Source organism: Pengzhenrongella sp., assembly GCF_036565025.1.
Taxonomy (GTDB): Bacteria; Actinomycetota; Actinomycetes; order Actinomycetales; family Cellulomonadaceae; genus Pengzhenrongella.
This window is the reverse complement of the sequence record NZ_DATCNW010000418.1, coordinates 1-16433: the sequence shown is the minus strand read 5'-3', so window position 1 is coordinate 16433 and position 16433 is coordinate 1. Positions and strand designations below refer to the sequence as shown.

Annotated in this window: 17 protein-coding genes; 13 read left to right on the top strand and 4 right to left on the bottom strand. The window is 70.9% G+C overall.

Annotation, left to right across the window (positions count from 1 at the left end; genetic code table 11):
* Positions 1-8 precede the first annotated feature (8 nt).
* Positions 9-1139, top strand: coding sequence for a phosphoribosylformylglycinamidine cyclo-ligase (purM, locus tag VIM26_RS23975; protein WP_331955875.1), 1131 nt, complete (start codon positions 9-11; stop codon positions 1137-1139).
* Between the two features lie 38 nt (positions 1140-1177).
* On the opposite strand, the gene VIM26_RS23970 is transcribed toward purM, so the two are convergent.
* Positions 1178-1387 (bottom strand): DUF3073 domain-containing protein, encoded by a 210-nt coding sequence (locus tag VIM26_RS23970; protein WP_331955874.1) that lies wholly within the window; start codon positions 1385-1387, stop codon positions 1178-1180.
* A 598-nt stretch (positions 1388-1985) separates the two neighbouring features.
* On the opposite strand from VIM26_RS23970, the gene VIM26_RS23965 reads away from it, so the two are divergent.
* From VIM26_RS23965 to VIM26_RS23940, 6 genes are all read left to right on the top strand, one after another.
* Positions 1986-2192 carry a BldC family transcriptional regulator gene (locus tag VIM26_RS23965; protein WP_331955846.1) on the top strand — a complete coding sequence of 69 codons (207 nt, stop codon included), beginning with the start codon at positions 1986-1988 and terminating at the stop codon, positions 2190-2192.
* 102 nt (positions 2193-2294) lie between these two features.
* On the top strand, positions 2295-3905 hold the full coding sequence (locus VIM26_RS23960; RefSeq protein WP_331955845.1) for a DNA-3-methyladenine glycosylase 2 family protein: 1611 nt from the start codon (positions 2295-2297) through the stop codon (positions 3903-3905).
* A 170-nt stretch (positions 3906-4075) separates the two neighbouring features.
* Positions 4076-4780 (top strand): methylated-DNA--[protein]-cysteine S-methyltransferase, encoded by a 705-nt coding sequence (locus VIM26_RS23955; protein ID WP_331955844.1) that lies wholly within the window; start codon positions 4076-4078, stop codon positions 4778-4780.
* 163 nt (positions 4781-4943) lie between these two features.
* Positions 4944-5765: an IclR family transcriptional regulator gene (locus VIM26_RS23950; RefSeq protein WP_331955843.1), complete on the top strand. Its 822-nt coding sequence runs from the start codon at positions 4944-4946 to the stop codon at positions 5763-5765.
* A gap of 206 nt (positions 5766-5971) precedes the next feature.
* On the top strand, positions 5972-6598 hold the full coding sequence (eda, locus tag VIM26_RS23945) for a bifunctional 4-hydroxy-2-oxoglutarate aldolase/2-dehydro-3-deoxy-phosphogluconate aldolase (RefSeq protein WP_331955842.1): 627 nt from the start codon (positions 5972-5974) through the stop codon (positions 6596-6598).
* Between the two features lie 57 nt (positions 6599-6655).
* Complete coding sequence (locus tag VIM26_RS23940) at positions 6656-7759, top strand: sugar kinase (RefSeq protein ID WP_331955841.1); 1104 nt, start codon at positions 6656-6658, stop codon at positions 7757-7759.
* Positions 7760-7834: 75 nt separating this feature from the next.
* Here VIM26_RS23940 and glpK read toward each other — a convergent pair whose 3' ends face one another.
* From glpK to VIM26_RS23925, 3 genes are all read right to left on the bottom strand, one after another.
* Positions 7835-9352, bottom strand: coding sequence for a glycerol kinase GlpK (gene glpK, locus VIM26_RS23935; RefSeq protein WP_331955840.1), 1518 nt, complete (start codon positions 9350-9352; stop codon positions 7835-7837).
* A 135-nt stretch (positions 9353-9487) separates the two neighbouring features.
* A complete protein-coding gene (locus VIM26_RS23930; RefSeq protein WP_331955839.1) occupies positions 9488-10222 on the bottom strand; it encodes an MIP/aquaporin family protein in 735 nt (244 codons plus the stop codon).
* Positions 10223-10329: 107 nt separating this feature from the next.
* Positions 10330-12078 carry a glycerol-3-phosphate dehydrogenase/oxidase gene (locus VIM26_RS23925; protein WP_331955838.1) on the bottom strand — a complete coding sequence of 583 codons (1749 nt, stop codon included), beginning with the start codon at positions 12076-12078 and terminating at the stop codon, positions 10330-10332.
* Between the two features lie 157 nt (positions 12079-12235).
* Between VIM26_RS23925 and VIM26_RS23920 the strand changes: the two genes are divergently transcribed.
* The 6 genes from VIM26_RS23920 (at position 12236) to VIM26_RS23895 (ending at position 16383) form a co-directional block, all read left to right on the top strand.
* Positions 12236-13306, top strand: a complete 1071-nt coding sequence (locus tag VIM26_RS23920; RefSeq protein ID WP_331955837.1) for a sugar-binding transcriptional regulator — start codon at positions 12236-12238, stop codon at positions 13304-13306.
* A gap of 130 nt (positions 13307-13436) precedes the next feature.
* On the top strand, positions 13437-14144 hold the full coding sequence (locus tag VIM26_RS23915) for a hypothetical protein (protein ID WP_331955836.1): 708 nt from the start codon (positions 13437-13439) through the stop codon (positions 14142-14144).
* A 38-nt stretch (positions 14145-14182) separates the two neighbouring features.
* Positions 14183-14500, top strand: a complete 318-nt coding sequence (locus VIM26_RS23910) for a hypothetical protein (RefSeq protein ID WP_331955835.1) — start codon at positions 14183-14185, stop codon at positions 14498-14500.
* Positions 14501-14531: 31 nt separating this feature from the next.
* Positions 14532-15242 (top strand): hypothetical protein, encoded by a 711-nt coding sequence (locus tag VIM26_RS23905; protein WP_331955834.1) that lies wholly within the window; start codon positions 14532-14534, stop codon positions 15240-15242.
* Between the two features lie 155 nt (positions 15243-15397).
* Positions 15398-15730 (top strand): hypothetical protein, encoded by a 333-nt coding sequence (locus tag VIM26_RS23900; protein WP_331955833.1) that lies wholly within the window; start codon positions 15398-15400, stop codon positions 15728-15730.
* 137 nt (positions 15731-15867) lie between these two features.
* The gene (locus VIM26_RS23895; RefSeq protein ID WP_331955832.1) at positions 15868-16383 is read left to right on the top strand and encodes a GNAT family N-acetyltransferase; all 516 of its coding nucleotides are present in this window, start codon (positions 15868-15870) and stop codon (positions 16381-16383) included.
* Positions 16384-16433: the final 50 nt, after the last annotated feature.

Sequence of the window (16433 nt, the reverse complement as noted above, 5' to 3'; positions counted from 1 at the left end):
CCGACCTGATGTCCGACGCCGCCGCGTCCGCCAAGACCCCGGGCCTCACCTACGCCGACGCCGGCGTTGACACCAGCGCCGGCGACCGTGCCGTCGAGCTGATGAAGGCCGCCGTCGCGCGCACCCACGGCCCGCTGGTCATCGGGGGGGTCGGCGGCTTCGCCGGGCTGCTCGACGTCAGCGCGCTGAAGTCCTACGACCGCCCGCTGCTGGCCTCCTCGACCGACGGGGTCGGCACCAAGGTGGCGATCGCGCAGGCGCTCGACATCCACGACACGATCGGGTTCGACCTCGTCGGAATGGTCGTGGACGACATCGTCGTGTGCGGCGCCGCGCCGCTGATGATGACCGACTACATCGCGTGCGGGAAGGTCGTCCCGGAACGGATCGCCGACATCGTGCGCGGCATCGCCGCAGCCTGCGAGGTCGCCGGCGTCGCCCTCGTCGGCGGCGAGACCGCCGAGCACCCGGGCCTGCTGGGCCCGGCCGAGTACGACGTGGCGGGCGCGGCGGTCGGCGTCGTCGAGGCGGCCGACCTGCTCGGTCCGGACAAGGTGCGCGACGGCGACGTCGTGATCGCGATCGCATCGTCCGGGCTGCACTCCAACGGCTTCTCGCTGGTCCGCAAGGTGATCGAGGTCGCCGGCTGGAAGCTCGACCGCGACGTCCCGGAGCTCGGCAAGACCCTGGGCGGGGAGCTGCTCACCCCGACCCGCGTGTACTCCGCCGACCTGCTCGCGCTGGCCCGCGACGCCGGCGCCGAGGTGCATGCCTACAGCCACATCACCGGCGGCGGCCTCGCGGCCAACCTGGCCCGGGTGCTCCCGGTCGGTCTCGCCGCGAGCGTTGACCGCTCGAGCTGGACGGTGCCGGCGATCTTCGACGTCGTGCGCGGTCTCGGACGGGTGCCGTGGAGCGACCTGGAGGCGACGCTGAACCTCGGTGTCGGGATGGTCGCGGTCACCGGAGCGAGCGGGGCGGACGCTGCCCTGCGTCACCTCGCGTCGCTCGGGCTGCCGGCCTGGGTGCTCGGCACCGTGGGCGTCGACGACGGGGCTCAGGGCGCGGACATCGTGCGGGGCTCCAAGGGGGTGCACGGCGGTGCCGTGCGGATGACGGGGAGCTACCGGACGCAATAGCGAATCGCCCGGGTCGCGGTGTGCGACCCGGGCGAGACTCAAAGCTCGTCAGCCCAGCGGGAGCGAAGTTCCGCTTCAGACTCGTTGTTCGAGTCGACGGGAGGCTTGCGCCGCTCGGTGACTACGTCGGTACGGCCAGGCGGAGACGTGAGCTCTTGCTCGAGAGCTCGGTAGTTGGTATCCGGGGAGTAGTACTTCAGCTCCCGGGCAACCTTCGTCTGCTTGGCCTTCTGACGGCCGCGCCCCATGGCATCGACCCCCTTAACGTAAGAAGCCGGGCTGGCTCCGTGTTCTTCAACACGTGCGGCCCCGGGGTGCTGGTTTCTCTGTTCGAGGCCGACTTTACATGGTCCCCAGCCCATCCGACCACCTAGCTGAGCGCGGCTCGGCGTCTGGGTGGTGGGTGAACCTCTGGCGGGCGCCCGCCAGGTGCCCGACGAGCGTCCGCACGCGGGGCCCGGATCCCTCATCGGAGCCGTCGCGCCGCGCCGATCCGGCCGCCGCGGGAGCGGCCAGACCGCATGGGCGACCGTCTCTCATGCTGGACACTATTCCGCCACGAGCGAACACGCGGAAAGTCATCGGATGTTTCGAGTTCCGCCTCCGGGACGACCGATCGGACCCTGTTTGTCCCGGTAGGAGCGATTTGACCGGTTAGGTCCTGGGTTGGCCGGGACCGGGCTGGTCGAAATCGGGACCTTCGTACTGCTGCCGGACATGGGGGGATTTGATACACCTGTGGTGATGACTTCTTATCCGGGTTGAGCCCGTGGAGCCCTCAAGCCTGTTCACGGGTCTCGTTCCCGACAGCCGCACTCCCTGATGTCCGCCAACGTGGAGGAAAACATGCTGACTCACGCAACCGACTCCGATGCCCTGCTCACGCCGTCGGAGGTTGCGAACCTTTTCCGAGTCGACCCCAAGACGGTCACGCGCTGGGCGAAGGCCGGCAAGCTCTCGTCGATCCGCACGCTCGGCGGCCACCGCCGCTACCGCGAGCTCGAGGTCCGCGACCTGCTCAACGGCGTCCCGCAGCAGCGCCCGACCGACTAGCCGAGCAAGCTCCCGCGCCTGCGCGGCGCGCTTCGGCTGCGCGCGCACTGCCCCGTCCGAAACCCGCGAGCCACCCCGTCGGGCGGGGCTGAGAATGGGTGCATGAGCACCCCGACGGTCGCGCCCTGGCAAGACCCGCAGGCCGCGTACCGGGCGATCAGCGGGCGAGACCCGCGCTTCGACGGGCGGCTCTTCGTCGGGGTGCTGTCCACCGGCATCTACTGCCGTCCGTCGTGCCCGGCACGCACGCCCAAGGCCGAGAACTGCCGCTTCTACCCCGCCGCCGCGGCTGCGGTCGCCGCCGGGTTCCGGGCCTGCCGGCGCTGCCGGCCGGACTCGCTGCCCGGCTCGCGCGACTGGGACGTCCGCGGTGACCTCGCCGCCCGCGCGCTCCGGGCGATCGCCGACGGCGCCGTGGACACCCACGGCGTGCACGGCCTCGCGGAGCGCATGCACGTGAGCCCCCGGCATCTGCACCGGCTGCTCGTCGCGGAGGTCGGCGCCTCGCCTCTGCAGTTGGCCCGAACGCGCCGCGCGCAGCTGGCCCGGATGCTGCTCGACCAGACCGCACTGTCGATGATCGACGTCGCGTTCGCGGCGGGCTTCGCGAGCCTGCGGCAGTTCAACGACGTGATGCGCGCGGAGTTCGGCGCTCCACCGTCGACCCTGCGGCGAGCTTCGGCGGTCCGGAGCCGAGACGCGCGCGATCCCCGCCCGGCTTCGGATCTCGGCCGCGCCCCGGATCCCGGCTCGGGTTCGGAAGAGCGCGAGCCGGTCGACGCCGCCGAGCTGACCCTGCGGTTGCGGCACACCGGCCCGTACGACGACGTCGGCTGGCTCGCCCACGTGGCGGGTCGGGCGATCCCGGGGCTCGAGCGGATCGACGGCGGGCGGACCGTGACCCGGCTGCTCGCGGCTCCCCGTGGCCCCGTGCGGGTGACGATCTCGTTCGGGGTGCCCGGCGAGATCTCGGCGCGCCTCGCGCTCACCGACCTCGCGGACCTCGCCGGGGTGGTCACCCGGCTGCGCCGCTGGCTCGACCTCGACGCCGACCCGGCGCTGGTCCGGCAGGCGCTCGGCTCGGACCCGCTCCTCGGCCCGCTCGTCGCGGCGCGGCCCGGGCTGCGCATCCCCGGCACCACGGACCCCTTCGAGCTCGCGGTGCGCGCCGTGCTCGGGCAGCAGGTCTCGGTCGCGGGAGCCCGCACCCTGGCCGGCCGCCTGGTCGAGACCTACGGCAGCCCGGCCTACGACGGTCTGCGGGTGTTCCCGGACGCGTCCACGCTCGCGGCTGCCGGACCCGACCGGCTGCGCGAGATCGGCCTGCCCGCCTCCCGGGCGGCGACGCTTGCCGGGCTCGCGGCCGCCGTCGCCGGCGGGTTGGCGCTCGAACCGGGCGCGGACCGGGCGGAGGTGCGCGCACGCCTGCTCGCGCTGCCCGGGATCGGGCCCTGGACCGCCGACTACGTCGCGCTGCGCGCGCTGGGCGACCCCGACGTGTTCCCGGCCGGCGACCTGGTGCTCCGCAAGGCGCTCGCCGAGCTTCCCGGCGGCGCCGGGCGGCCGATCGACATCGTGGGGGCGGTGGCCCTCGCGGCGGACTGGAGCCCCTGGCGCGGGTACGCCGCGCAGCACCTGTGGTCCGCCTGGGCGGGACGCGACCGCCCGCAGGGCGCGGTAGCGCCGGTGGCCGCCCGAGTGCCGTTGGCCTGAGTGCCGTTGGCCCGAGTGCCGTTGGCGGCCCGAGCGCCGCAGGTAGCGCGAGAGCCGGTAGCCGCCCGAGTGCCGCAGGTCGCCCGAGTGCCGAGTCGCCGCGTTCGGCCTCCCGGCGCACGTGCCGCCGTCCCGCCCGCCAGCCCCCCGAGCGACCCGAGGACCCGATGATGACCGAGACACCCCTGCTGGCGACCGCCGTGCCGACCCCGGGTGGCACCCTGGCCTTCGTCGTGACCCCCGAGGACGGCGTCGTGCGCGCCGCGGGGTTCGAGCCCGTCGGGGAGACCGCAGCCCGGCTCCCCGAGCCGTTGCTCGCGCGCGGAGTGCGCGAGCTAACCGAGGTCGACGCCGCCGCGGACCCAGCCCTCGGCGCCGTCGTCGGCGCGGTGCGCAGATACGCCGCGGGCGAGCGGGGAGCCCTCGACGCCGTGCCGGCCGAGCAGCCGGGCGGCCCGTTCTTCCATGCGGTGTGGAGTGCGATGCGGGCGATCCCGGCCGGGCGGACGGCGTCGTACGCCGAGCTCGCGGCGGCGGCGGGGAACCCGAAGGCGGTCCGTGCGGCGGGCAGCGCGTGCGCGCGCAACCTGCTGGCGCCGTTCGTGCCGTGCCACCGGGTGCTGCGCACAGGCGGTGACCTGGGCGGTTACTACTACGGCCTCGGGACCAAGCGAGCGCTGCTCGAGCACGAGGGTGCGCTGACCCCAACGCCGCCGGTCGCCGAGCTCGACCTGGGCCTCGAGCTGGACCTGGACCTGCAGCGGGACCTGAACCACGGACGCCAACCCCCGCCTCCCGCCAACGTCCGAGCGTTGACGTCCTATAGGACGTCAACGCTCGGACGTCCCGGGGGTGATGGCGGTGATCACGGGTGATGGCGGTGATCACGGGTGATGGGGGTGATCACGAGGGATGCGGGTGATCGGGTGATGGGGGTGATCACGGGCGAACGGGGTTGGGCCGGGGTGGCAGGCTGAACCTCACGGGTGGTGCGCCGGCCCGCTCGTCTCGAGAAGAAAGTTGGCTGCAGTGTCGGGAGTGGACACCTCACCCGTGGAGAGCGTCGATCGGGCGCTGCTCGTGCTCCAGGCGCTCGCGGAGGCCGGTGCGCGGGGGATCGGCCTCGCCGAACTCGCGGCCGACCTCGGGCTGAACAAGTCGACGGTCCACCGGTCGCTGGCCGCGCTGCGGTTCCGGGGGTTCGTGACCCAGGATCCGGCGTCGGGCACCTACCTGCTTGGGCCGTCGGCCACCCAGCTCGCCGAGGACTTCTTCGGCGACGAGAACCTGCCCGTCCTGCTGCACCCGGCGCTGGTCGCGCTGTGCGGGGCCGCTGCCGAGCTCGTGCACCTCGGCGTGCTGAGTGGGACACAGGTGGTCTACCTCGACAAGGTCGAGCCCGAGCGATCGGTGCGGGTGTGGTCCGCCGTCGGGCGGCGCCGTGCGGCGGTCACGACGGCGCTCGGCCGGGCCCTGCTCGCGTACCGCGGCACCGAGCGGTCCGCGCTGCCCGGGTACGTGCGCGCGGCGAGCGAGATCGGGTCGAGCACGCAAGGGACGAGCCAGAGCGGCACGAGCGAGAACGGGGCGATCGCGCGTCCGGTGCTCGACGCCGACCAGGTCTGGTCGATCCTGGAGCTGGCCCGCAGCCGCGGCTACGCGACCGAGGACCAGGAGAACGAGGCCGGCATCAGCTGCCTCGCCGTCCCGCTGCTGCGCGCGGGCGTCGCGATCGCCGCCGTGAGCATCACCGCCCCCGCCGAGCGCATGACCCCCGATCGCATCGAGTGGCTGCACACCCAGATCCAGCAGATCCTGCCCCCGCTGCTACCTCCCGCCCTCTCCCTCCCCACCCCGTAACCGACGAGCGAACCGCACGCTCCCGCCGCAGACTGCGCACATCGGTGCGCAATGCGCACATCCGATGTGCGCAGTTCGCACGTTTGTGCGCAGTTTGTCCACGGGAGGCGTATTGCGGCCTCTGATTTCCCCGTTGCGGGGCGTGGTATGAGAGGATCGTTTCTGAGAGTGACACTTGTGTTTCACCTAGCGAAACGGATCCAACGATGGACGTCCTGTCAGCCCTGAGCACCGCACGCCTCGTCCCCGTCGTCGTGCTCGACGACGCCAAGGACGCCGATGCCCTGGCTGGTGCGCTGGTCGCCGGCGGCCTGCCGGTCGCGGAGGTCACGTTCCGCACCGCGGCCGCGCAGGACGCCATCCGTGCGATGGCCGACCGCGGCGACATCCTGGTCGGCGCGGGCACCGTGCTCACCGCCGCGCAGGTCGACCAGGCAGTGGCCGCCGGCGCGAGCTACGTGGTGTCGCCCGGCCTGAGCCGCGCCGTCGTCGAGCGGTGCCAGGAGCACGGCGTGACGGTCCTCCCGGGCGCGATCACCGCGACCGAGATCCAGGCCGCGCTCGAGCTCGGGCTGACCACGGTCAAGTTCTTCCCGGCGGGCACCTCCGGCGGCGCGCCCGCGATCAAGGCGCTCTCGGCCCCGTTCGTCGGCGTCAGCTTCGTGCCCACCGGCGGCGTCGGCCCGAAGAACCTCGGGGACTACCTGGCACTGCCGTCCGTCGTCGCCGTCGGCGGCTCGTGGATGGTGCCGAACGCGCTGGTCAAGGCCGGCGACTTCGCGGGCATCGTGAAGCTCACCGCCGACGCCGTCGCGCTCGCCGCCTCGCTCTGACCCGCACCGCACCCGCCGAACCGTCCCGCCGACCCACCCACGACAAGGATCTCGACAATGCCTCACCTCAACCTGCGACCCGCCTCCGAGTGCCGCTTCGACGCGGTGTCCCTCGGCGAGGTGATGCTGCGGCTGGATCCCGGCGAGGGGCGCATCCGCACGGCGCGCTCGTTCCGCGCCTGGGAGGGCGGCGGGGAGTACAACGTCGCCCGTGGCCTGCGGCGTGCGTTCGGCCTGCGCGGCGCGATCGTCACCGCGCTCGCGGACAACGAGATCGGGCGCCTGGTCGAGGACTTCATCCTCACCGGCGGCCTGGACACCTCGTTCATCAACTGGGTGCCCTACGACGGGATCGGGCGCGGAGTGCGCAACGGCCTGAACTTCACCGAGCGCGGGTTCGGCGTGCGGGGTGCCGTCGGGGTCTCCGACCGCGGCAACACGGCCGTGTCCCAGATGAAGCCCGGCGACGTCGACTGGGACCACCTGTTCGGCGAGCTCGGGGTGCGCTGGCTGCACACCGGCGGGATCTTCGCCGCGCTGAGCGAGTCCGCCGCCGAGACCGTCGTCGAGGCCGTCACCGCGGCGAAGAAGTACGGCACGGTCGTCTCCTACGACCTGAACTACCGCCCGAGCCTGTGGAAGGCGATCGGCGGCCAGGCCAAGGCGCAGGAGGTCAACCGCGAGATCGCGCAGTACATCGACGTGATGATCGGCAACGAGGAGGACTTCACCGCGAGCCTCGGCTTCGAGGTCGAGGGCGTCGACGAGAGCCTGTCGGCGCTCGAGGTCGACAAGTTCGCCGCGATGATCGAGAAGGCCGCGGCCGCGTACCCGAACTTCAGGGTCATCGGCACCACGATGCGGACCGTGCGTTCGGCCAGCATCAACGACTGGGGCGCCATCGCCTGGTCGCCGTCGACCGGCGTCGTGCAGGCCACGCACCGCGAGCGCCTGGAGATCATGGACCGCGTCGGCGGCGGCGACTCGTTCGCGTCCGGCCTGATCTACGGCCTGCTCGAGGGCGAGCCGCTGCAGACCGCCGTCGAGTACGGCGCCGCGCACGGCGCGCTGGCGATGACCACCCCCGGCGACACCACCATGGTGACGAAGGCCGAGGTCCTCAAGCTAGCCGGCGGCGGCGGAGCCCGCGTCGACCGCTGACCCGACAAAGAAACCCGCAACGTCCGAGCGTTGACGTCCTATAGGACGTCAACGCTCGGACGTTGCGGAGTAGTGCTACTTCACGTCTTCGTCGATCCAGTCGAAGGTCTTCGTGACGGCCTTCTTCCAGAGCCGGTACTGGCGGTCGCGCTCGGCGGAGTCCATGTTCGGCTCCCAGCGCTTGTCCTCGGCCCAGTTGTCGATGACGTCCTGCTCGCCGGACCAGAACCCGACCGCGATGCCGGCTGCGTAGGCGGCGCCGAGGGCGGTCGTCTCGGCAACCTGCGGACGGATCACCGGAACGCCGAGGATGTCGGCCTGGAACTGCATCAGGGTCTCGTTCTGGACCATGCCGCCGTCGACCTTGAGCTCGGTCAGGTCGACGCCGGAGTCGGCGTTCATGGCGTCGAGCACCTCGCGCGTCTGGAAGGCGGTGGCCTCCAGGGCCGCGCGGGCGATGTGACCCTTGTTGACGTACCGGGTCAGGCCGACCAGCGCACCGCGGGCGTCCGCGCGCCAGTACGGCGCGAACAGGCCCGAGAACGCCGGCACGAAGTAGGCGCCGCCGTTGTCGTCGACCGTCTTGGCGAGCTCCTCGATCTCCGGTGCCGTCGTGATCATGCCGAGGTTGTCGCGCAGCCACTGCACGAGCGAGCCGGTCACGGCGATCGAGCCCTCGAGCGCGTACACCGTCGGCTGGTCGCCGATCTTGTACGCGACCGTGGTGAGCAGGCCGTTCTTCGACGGGATCGGTTCGGTGCCCGTGTTGAGCAGCATGAAGTTGCCGGTGCCGTAGGTGTTCTTGGCGTTGCCGACCTCGAAGCAGGCCTGCCCGAACGTCGCGGCCTGCTGGTCGCCCAGGATGCCGGCGATCGGTACGCCGGGCACGAGACCGCCCGGGCGGCCGGTGCCGTAGACCTCGGACGACGAGCGGATCTCGGGGAGCATCGACAGCGGGATGGTCATCTCCGCCGCGATCTCCTCGTTCCACGTGAGCGTGTCGAGGTTCATCAGCATGGTGCGCGACGCGTTCGTCGGGTCCGTGACGTGCACGCCGCCGTCGACCCCGCCGGTCATGTTCCACAGCACCCACGAGTCGGTGTTGCCGAACAGCAGGTCGCCGGCCTCCGCCTTGGCGCGCGCGCCGTCGACGTTGTCGAGGATCCACTTGATCTTCGGGCCCGAGAAGTACGTGGCCAGCGGCAGGCCGACGCGGTCCTTGTAGCGGTCCGCCCCGCCGCCGAGCGCGCCGAGTGCCTCGGCGATCTTCTGCGTGCGGGTGTCCTGCCAGACGATCGCGTTGTACACGGGCTTGCCGGTCTTCTTGTCCCAGACGACGGCGGTCTCGCGCTGGTTCGTGATGCCGACGGCGGCGAGGTCGGCGTGCGTGAGGTTCGCGCGCGCGAGGACGATGCCGACGACCTCACGGACGTTCGTCCAGATCTCCGCGGCGTCGTGCTCGACCCAGCCCGCGCGCGGGAAGATCTGCTCGTGCTCGAGCTGGCCGGTCTCCACGATCGTGCCGCCGTGGTTGAAGATGATCGCCCGGGAGCTGGTGGTGCCCTGGTCGATAGCGAGAACGTAGTCAGCCATGTGCGTCAATCCTCCGTGTCGAGATGGTGCGATTTCTTGGCGTGCAGATGTCTTCTTGAGGTGAAGAGCGGGCGGGGCGCGCCGCGTGCGGCTGTGCTCGGGTGCGCCCCGCCCGATGGGGTGGAACCGCCGGTGTCAGCCGACGTACCAGTGACCGACCAGGCCACCGAGCGCGCCGCCGACGAGCGGACCGAGGACGGGGACCCAGGCGTAGGACCAGTCGCTCGAACCCTTGCCCTTGATTGGCAGCAGAGCGTGCGCGATGCGCGGGCCGAGGTCACGTGCCGGGTTGATCGCGTACCCGGTGGGGCCACCGAGGCTCGCACCGATGCTGACGACGATCAGCGCCACGCCTAGCGGGCCGAGGCCGGTCGGCGTCTTCCCGCTGACCATGATCCAGAACAGCAGCACGAACGTGCCGAGGACCTCGGTGACGAAGTTCCAGCCGTAGGACCGGATCGCCGGACCGGTCGAGAAGACCGCGAGCTTGGTGCCGGGGTCGGCCTCCTCGTCGAAGTGCTTCTTGAAGGCGAGGAACGCGAGCACGGCGCCGAGGAAGGCCCCGAGCAGCTCGCCGGCCCAGTACACGAGCAGGTGGGGGATCGTCGGGTCGATGCCCTTGGTGAAGTCAGCGCCCGCGACGAACAGCCCGAGGGTCACGGCCGGGTTGAGGTGCGCGCCCGACTTGTACGCGACGAACACACCCGCGAAGACCGCAAAGCCCCAGCCGAAGTTGATGAGAAGCCATCCGCCGTCGAATCCCTTGCTCTTCGGCAGGATCACTGTGGCCACCACACCGGCACCGAGCAGGAGCAGAGTGGCGGTGCCGAGTATCTCCGACACGAAGGCGTCGGCAAGGAGACTGTCCACGGTCTACCTCATTTCTTGACGTCGTTGTCACATGCTGTCCCGGGCGAGGGCGCCCGGAACTCTTGCTCCGTCCAATCCCCCCTGCTGGGCGGCCCGGACGGAAATCGTCAGGGCGCGGACACTGCCCTCAGGGGGGCGATCTCCACTGCCTTGAGGCGGACCTGCTCGGCCGACTCGTCGTCGGGCTGGAGCTCGGCCTCGGCCTCGGCCTCGGCGCGCTCGCGGTAGGCGGCGATCTCGCGCGCCCGCGCGTCGTCGTCCCAGCCGAGGAGCGGGGAGATGATCTCCGCGATCTCGTCGACCGCGCTCAGGCCGCGGTCGGCCTGCTCGTAGTTGAGCCGGGTGCGGTGCATGAGGACGTCGTCCAGGTGCAGGGCGCCCTCGTGCGTGACGGCGTACGCGATCTCGGCCCGCAGGTACGCGGGTGCGTGCTCGAGCGGGGCTCGCAGGCCCGGGTCGGCGTCCACGGTCTCGACCAGCTCGCTCAGCAGCGAGCCGTAGCGGTGCAGCAGGTGGTCGAGCATGGCTTTGCTCCAGCCGTACTTGCGCCCGATGGTCGAGGCCTGGCGCTGCAGCACGCGCAGGCCCTCGGCGCCGGCGAGCGGGATCGTGTCGGTGATCGACGGCAGCGAGTGCGCACGTCCGGCCAGCGCGAAGTCGATCGCGTCCTTGGCCATCACCCGGTAGGTCGTGAGCTTGCCGCCCGCGATCACGGTGAGGCCCGGGGTCGGCGAGGCGACGGTGTGCTCACGGGAGACCTTCGACGACGACGTGCCCTCCTTGGTGCCCGGCTGGAGCAGCGGCCGCAGCCCGGCCCAGGTGCCGATGACGTCCTTGCGCGAGATCGGCCGTGCCAGCACCGTGTTCGCGTGGTCGATGACGTACTCGACGTCGGCGGCGGTCGCGACGGGGTGCACCAGCTCCTGCTTCCAGGGGGTGTCGGTCGTCCCGATCACCCAGTAGCGCGACCACGGGATGATGAAGAGCACGCTCTTCTCGGTCTGCAGGATCAGGCCGGTGTCGCCCGCGATGCGGTCCCGCGGGACGACGATGTGGATGCCCTTCGAGGCGAGCACGCGCAGGCCGCCGTCGGTCCCGGCGAGCGACTCGGTCTCCTCGGTCCAGACGCCGGTCGCGTTGACGACCTGGCGCGCGCGGACGTCGAACCGGTTCCCGGTCTCGAGGTCCTCGACGGTGGCGCCGGTGACCGAGCCGCTCTCGTTGGTCGACATCGCGACCACCTGGGTGCGCGTGGCCGCGGCGGCCCCGTAGGTCGCGGCGGTGCGGACGATCGTGGAGACCAGGCGCGCGTCGTCGACGCTCGCGTCCCAGTAGCGCACGGCGCCGATCGCGGCGTCGTGCCGGAGGTCGGGAAAGAGCTTCTCGAGGCCGCGGCGGGTCACGTGGCTGTGCAGCGGGAGCGCCCGACGGCGGCCGTTGATGCTCGCCAGGGTGTCGTAGAGCGCGACGCCGGCGCCGACGTAGGCGCGCTCCCACAGCCGGTGCTCGAGCGGGTAGAGGAAGGAGACGGGGCGGACCAGGTGCGGTGCGAGCCGCGTGAGCAGCAGGTCGCGCTCGGTGAGCGCCTCGCGGACGAGGTGGAAGTCGAGCATCTGGAGGTAGCGCAGCCCGCCGTGGACGAGCTTGCTCGACCGGCTCGAGGTGCCGCTGGCCCAGTCCTGGGCCTCGACGATGCCGACCTTGAGGCCACGGGTCACCGCGTCGAGCGCGATGCCGGCGCCCGTGACGCCGCCGCCGATGACCAGGACGTCGAGCTCCTGGCCGGTGCTGGTGCTCGCCTGGAGCGCTTCGAGGGCCGCTGCCCGCGTCTGCGCCGTGAGTGCCGCCGTCTTCACTTTGTCCTCCTCGCCCCGTGGTCACGCTCGGACCACGCGCCCCCCGAGGCTCCCGACGGCATCGTCGAGGTGTCGACCGGGCGACGCTCCTATGCTGTCGGTGTTGCGAACGAACGCGCAACCGCTATGCACGAACGTGCAGAGACAGGAGAACCCGATGGCCAACGACGGTGAGCAGGACGTCCTTCGGGCGGCGGCCATGTACTACTTGCAGGACATGAAGATGGAGGTCATCGCGCGGCACCTGCACACCTCGCGGTCGACGGTCTCCCGGCTCATCAAGCGTGCGCGCGCGATGGGACTGGTAGAAATTTCCCTCCGGCCCGCGAGCAGCAGGGCGCCCGGGCTGGGCCGCAGCATCAGTCAGGCGTTCGGGATCTCGAGCTACGTGGTGCCGGTGCCCGACTCGGCCGGGCACCTCGAGCGGCTGGACCAGGTCGCGATCACGACGGCGAAGCTGCTCGCCTCGTGGTTCGACTCCGACATGATCCTGGGGATCGCGTGGGGGACGACGCTCGCGGCCGTCAGCCGGCACCTGGCGCACAAGCCGACCCGTGGCAGCGCGGTGGTGCAGCTGAACGGGGCCGCGAACTACCGCACGAGCGGGATCGAGTACGCGAGCGACCTCATCTCCAGCTTCGGCTCCGCCTTCGACGCCGCGGTGAACCACTTCCCCGTGCCGGCGTTCTTCGACTTCCCCGACACCAAGGCGGCGATGTGGCGCGAGCGCTCGGTGCGCCGCGTGCTCGACGAGCAACGGCGCGCGGACATCGCGCTGTTCTCGGTCGGGGCAGTCGCGGGTGCGGTGCCCAGCCACGTGTACGCGGCCGGGTACCTGGACGACGACGACGTGCGCACCCTGCACGCCGAGGGCGTGGTCGGCGACGTGTGCACCGTCTTCCTGCGGGCCGACGGAAGCTACGAGGACATCGCGCTGAACTCGCGCGCGACCGGCCCGACGCCGGCGGAGCTGCACCGCGTGCCGCGCCGGATCTGCGTCGTGGCCGGGGACAACAAGGTGGTGCCGCTGCTGGCCGCGCTGCGGTCCGGGGTGGTGACGGACCTCGTGGTGGATGAGCTGACGGCGTCGCGGTTGCTGAGCGCGATGCCCGCGCGGGACGCCGCCGGTGGACGGCTGACCCGGGCGCTCGGCGGCGCGCTGCCCGTCGGCGGTCTGGCCGGCGGCGCGGTGCGGGGTCGGCTGGGCTGGCCGGGGGACGTCCAGTAGCCCGTTCCACCCCCGCCGAAGTAGAGCCGCCCCGGTCCGCAGTTCGGTGCCAGGCCCGATCAGGGGAAGTCCGACGATGCCGACAGATCCCATCGAACAGATCGCGGACCTTCGCGACAGTACGGACCGCATGTCTCAGCGCTTCACAGCGGCGGCGGTCAAGGGTCCCGGCAACTTCAGCGCACACGACGCGACCGGGATGGTCGCGGCGACCGTGACCGGCGAGGGTCGACTCAAGGACGTGAGGGTCGCGACAGCCTGGCGCACCAAGGTCGAGCCCACCGCAGTGGGTGCCGCGGTGGTCGAGGCGTACTCCGCCGCGCGCCTGAATCGTCTCGAGCAGTTCGGGACGGGCTTCGCGGAGGGGCTCGATGAGGCCCCGCCATCGACTCGACCGATGCCGTCGTTCAGCGAGAGCTTCGGCGCGAAGTTGGACGAGGTCATGACGCGGGGTTCGACCTCCCGAGCGGAGTCGGACGCGACCCTCGAGGCGATGGCAGCGTTCGTGCGTGAGATCAACGACAGCATCGACTCGGCGTCGGCAGATGTCGCAGCGCTGCAGCGGTCGCAGGTCACCGGCCGCAGCGCGCGCGGCCGCGTACATCTTCAGCTCAGCGGTGACGGCGAGGTTCAGAGGATCCAGTACGACGCGACCTGGCTCGAGCGGGCGCACGTCGCGAACATCGGCCGCGAGACGCTCGTGGCCCAGGACGACGCGTTGCGCTTGTTGGCGGGGAGAAGCGTCGCCGATGTGCTCGCTGCCAGTGATCTCGGGCGGCTCCAAGCGCTGGCCAGTGACCCGCGGGCTCTCGCCGAACGCCTGCGCCTGCGTCGCTGAGCGTTCTCGGACCGGATCGAACAGGAAGGCACGATCAGATGAACTTCAGTGTGAACCTCGACGCGTTGGAGCACGACGCCAGACTCTGGGACGGGGCTGCGACCACGCTGGCAACGGCGGGTTCGACCGCTGCGGAGCTGAATCTCTCGGCCGTCCAGCTCTCGTGGGCTGCAACCGACGTCGGCCTCGAGGCCTACTACGAGTCCGCAAGGGCTCGTGCCCAGCGACTTCTGACCGAAGGTGGGGAGGAGACCGCGCTCATCGCTAGCACGCTGCGAAAGGTCAAGGCGGACTACGAGGCGATCGATGTCAGCGCCCAGGAGCGCCTGGTGAAGCTCTGGAAGCCCACGCCGTGACCGGCCATTCTCGACGACGAAGGACCGTGCGATGACTCTGGAAGACGAGATCCGAGACCTGCTCAAGACGATTGAGACGAAGTTCGGGGAACTACAACGTGCCGTGTCCGGCGCCCTGAGCGCGGTGGGTTCGTGGGCGGCAGTCGTGGCTGATCAGATTCAGGACGCGTGGACGAAGATCTGCACCGAGGCCGAGAAGTTTTGGAATGCGATCGGGGAAATCTTGGGGAACATGGGCGATCCAGGGGCGCTCAGCGATATGTCGACCAGGTGGAATGCCGACGTCGGTGCGCCGGTGAGTGCCAAGGTGCAGGTCGCCGACGCGGGCAACCTCGAGGTCGACGAGACGTGGTCGGGCAAAGCCGCCGACAATTACCGTCAACGGATCTCGCTGCATAAGACAGCGCTCGACAAGGTCCAGTCGACCATCGCTGTCGGGATGAGCAGCGCCCTCGACACGGTGAAGACGGGCATCTGGACCTTCTTCGGTTGCCTCCTCGGCGCGTTGGCCTCGCTCGTCGTCGGGATCCTTGGCGCGTTGGCCTCGACAGCGACAATCCTGGGAATCCCTGCCGGGATCCTCATCGGCGCCGGAGCGTTCCTCGTTGCCGCAGCGGCCGTGTTCACCGGCGGCATCCTGCTGAAGTCCAGCTGCCAATCAGCCCTTAACGCGCTCCAGCAGAAGGTCGGCGACAACAGTGGGTTCCTCGACGGGCGCTGGCCGAAGGGCGCACTGGCATGACTCGAATCTTTGGCCCCGTCCGGTCTGCGTGGCGCAAGCAAGGTATCGCGCGTTCCCTCAACGGTCTCGTCTTGGCGCTAGGGCTTGTGGGGGAGGCCTACTTTCTCTCCCAGATGAGCCAGACGTCCCTTTCAACGTCGCCCACGCCTTCGTTGGTGTGCCTCGCGGTCCTCGCCGCCATAGGTGCGCCGGTCTCCGCCTCCCTCGGGGTCATCAACGCGCTCGCGCTGGCTGATGACCGGGCAGGGCGACCGCTCGTGGGCCTTGCCCGCTGGGCTGGCCGCGCGGCGGCTGTCACCGGTGCCCTCGTCGTGGGTGTTGTCGCGACGGTGGTCTGGGAACGAACCACGGGCTCGTCGACGGCGGCCGACACCCTCGCGATGGGGATATTCGTCGTGCTCTTCCTGCTCGCGGTGCTCGTCCTTGCGCTCATGACTCGTCGGCGTTGCGGCCAGCGGAGTGCGGTACCGGCTCTCACTGAGCGTTGACGCCGGCTGGCGCGCTCCTGAGCAGCCTGCGGTGATGTCGGCGCGCCCAGTAGAATGATCCGAGAAGCCTCGCGACCGTGAATCTCCTCCGGTCGGGAGGTTTTTTTGTGCCCTGTCCGTCCTGCTGAGGAGATCCGATGTCCACGATGACGCTGCGCCGCGCGAACGGCGATGACCGGGCCGTGCTCGAACGCCTGTGGCTGATGTTTCGGCACGACCTGTCCGAGTTTCGAGGGGTGTTGCCGGAGCCGGACGGGACGTTTCGCGGCGACCGGCTCCGGGCGGCGTTCACCGACCCGGACTGGGCGGCCTATCTCATGGAGTCCGGCGACCGTCCGGTGGGACTGGCTCTGGTCCGGGGCCTGCGCGGCCCGGTGCGGGTGCTCAATTCCTGCTTCGTCGTGCGCGGCGCGCGGCGGCGCGCGGTCGGCCTGAATGCGGTTCGGGCGCTCGTCGAGCTGCACCCCGGCCCCTGGGAGGTCGCGTTTCAGGACGAGAACGTGGGCGCGGTGCTCTTCTGGCGCCGGGTCGCGACGGAGCTCAGCGGCGAGGCCTGGCACGAGCAGCGCCGCCCAGTCCCCGGCCGCGCCGACCTACCCCCCGACGTCTGGATCTCGTTCGATGGACCCGATCCCCGGACCTCGCCGAGGTAGTACCGCCGCATCGAGGTAGAGCGGTGCACCGCTCTACCTCGATGCGGCGG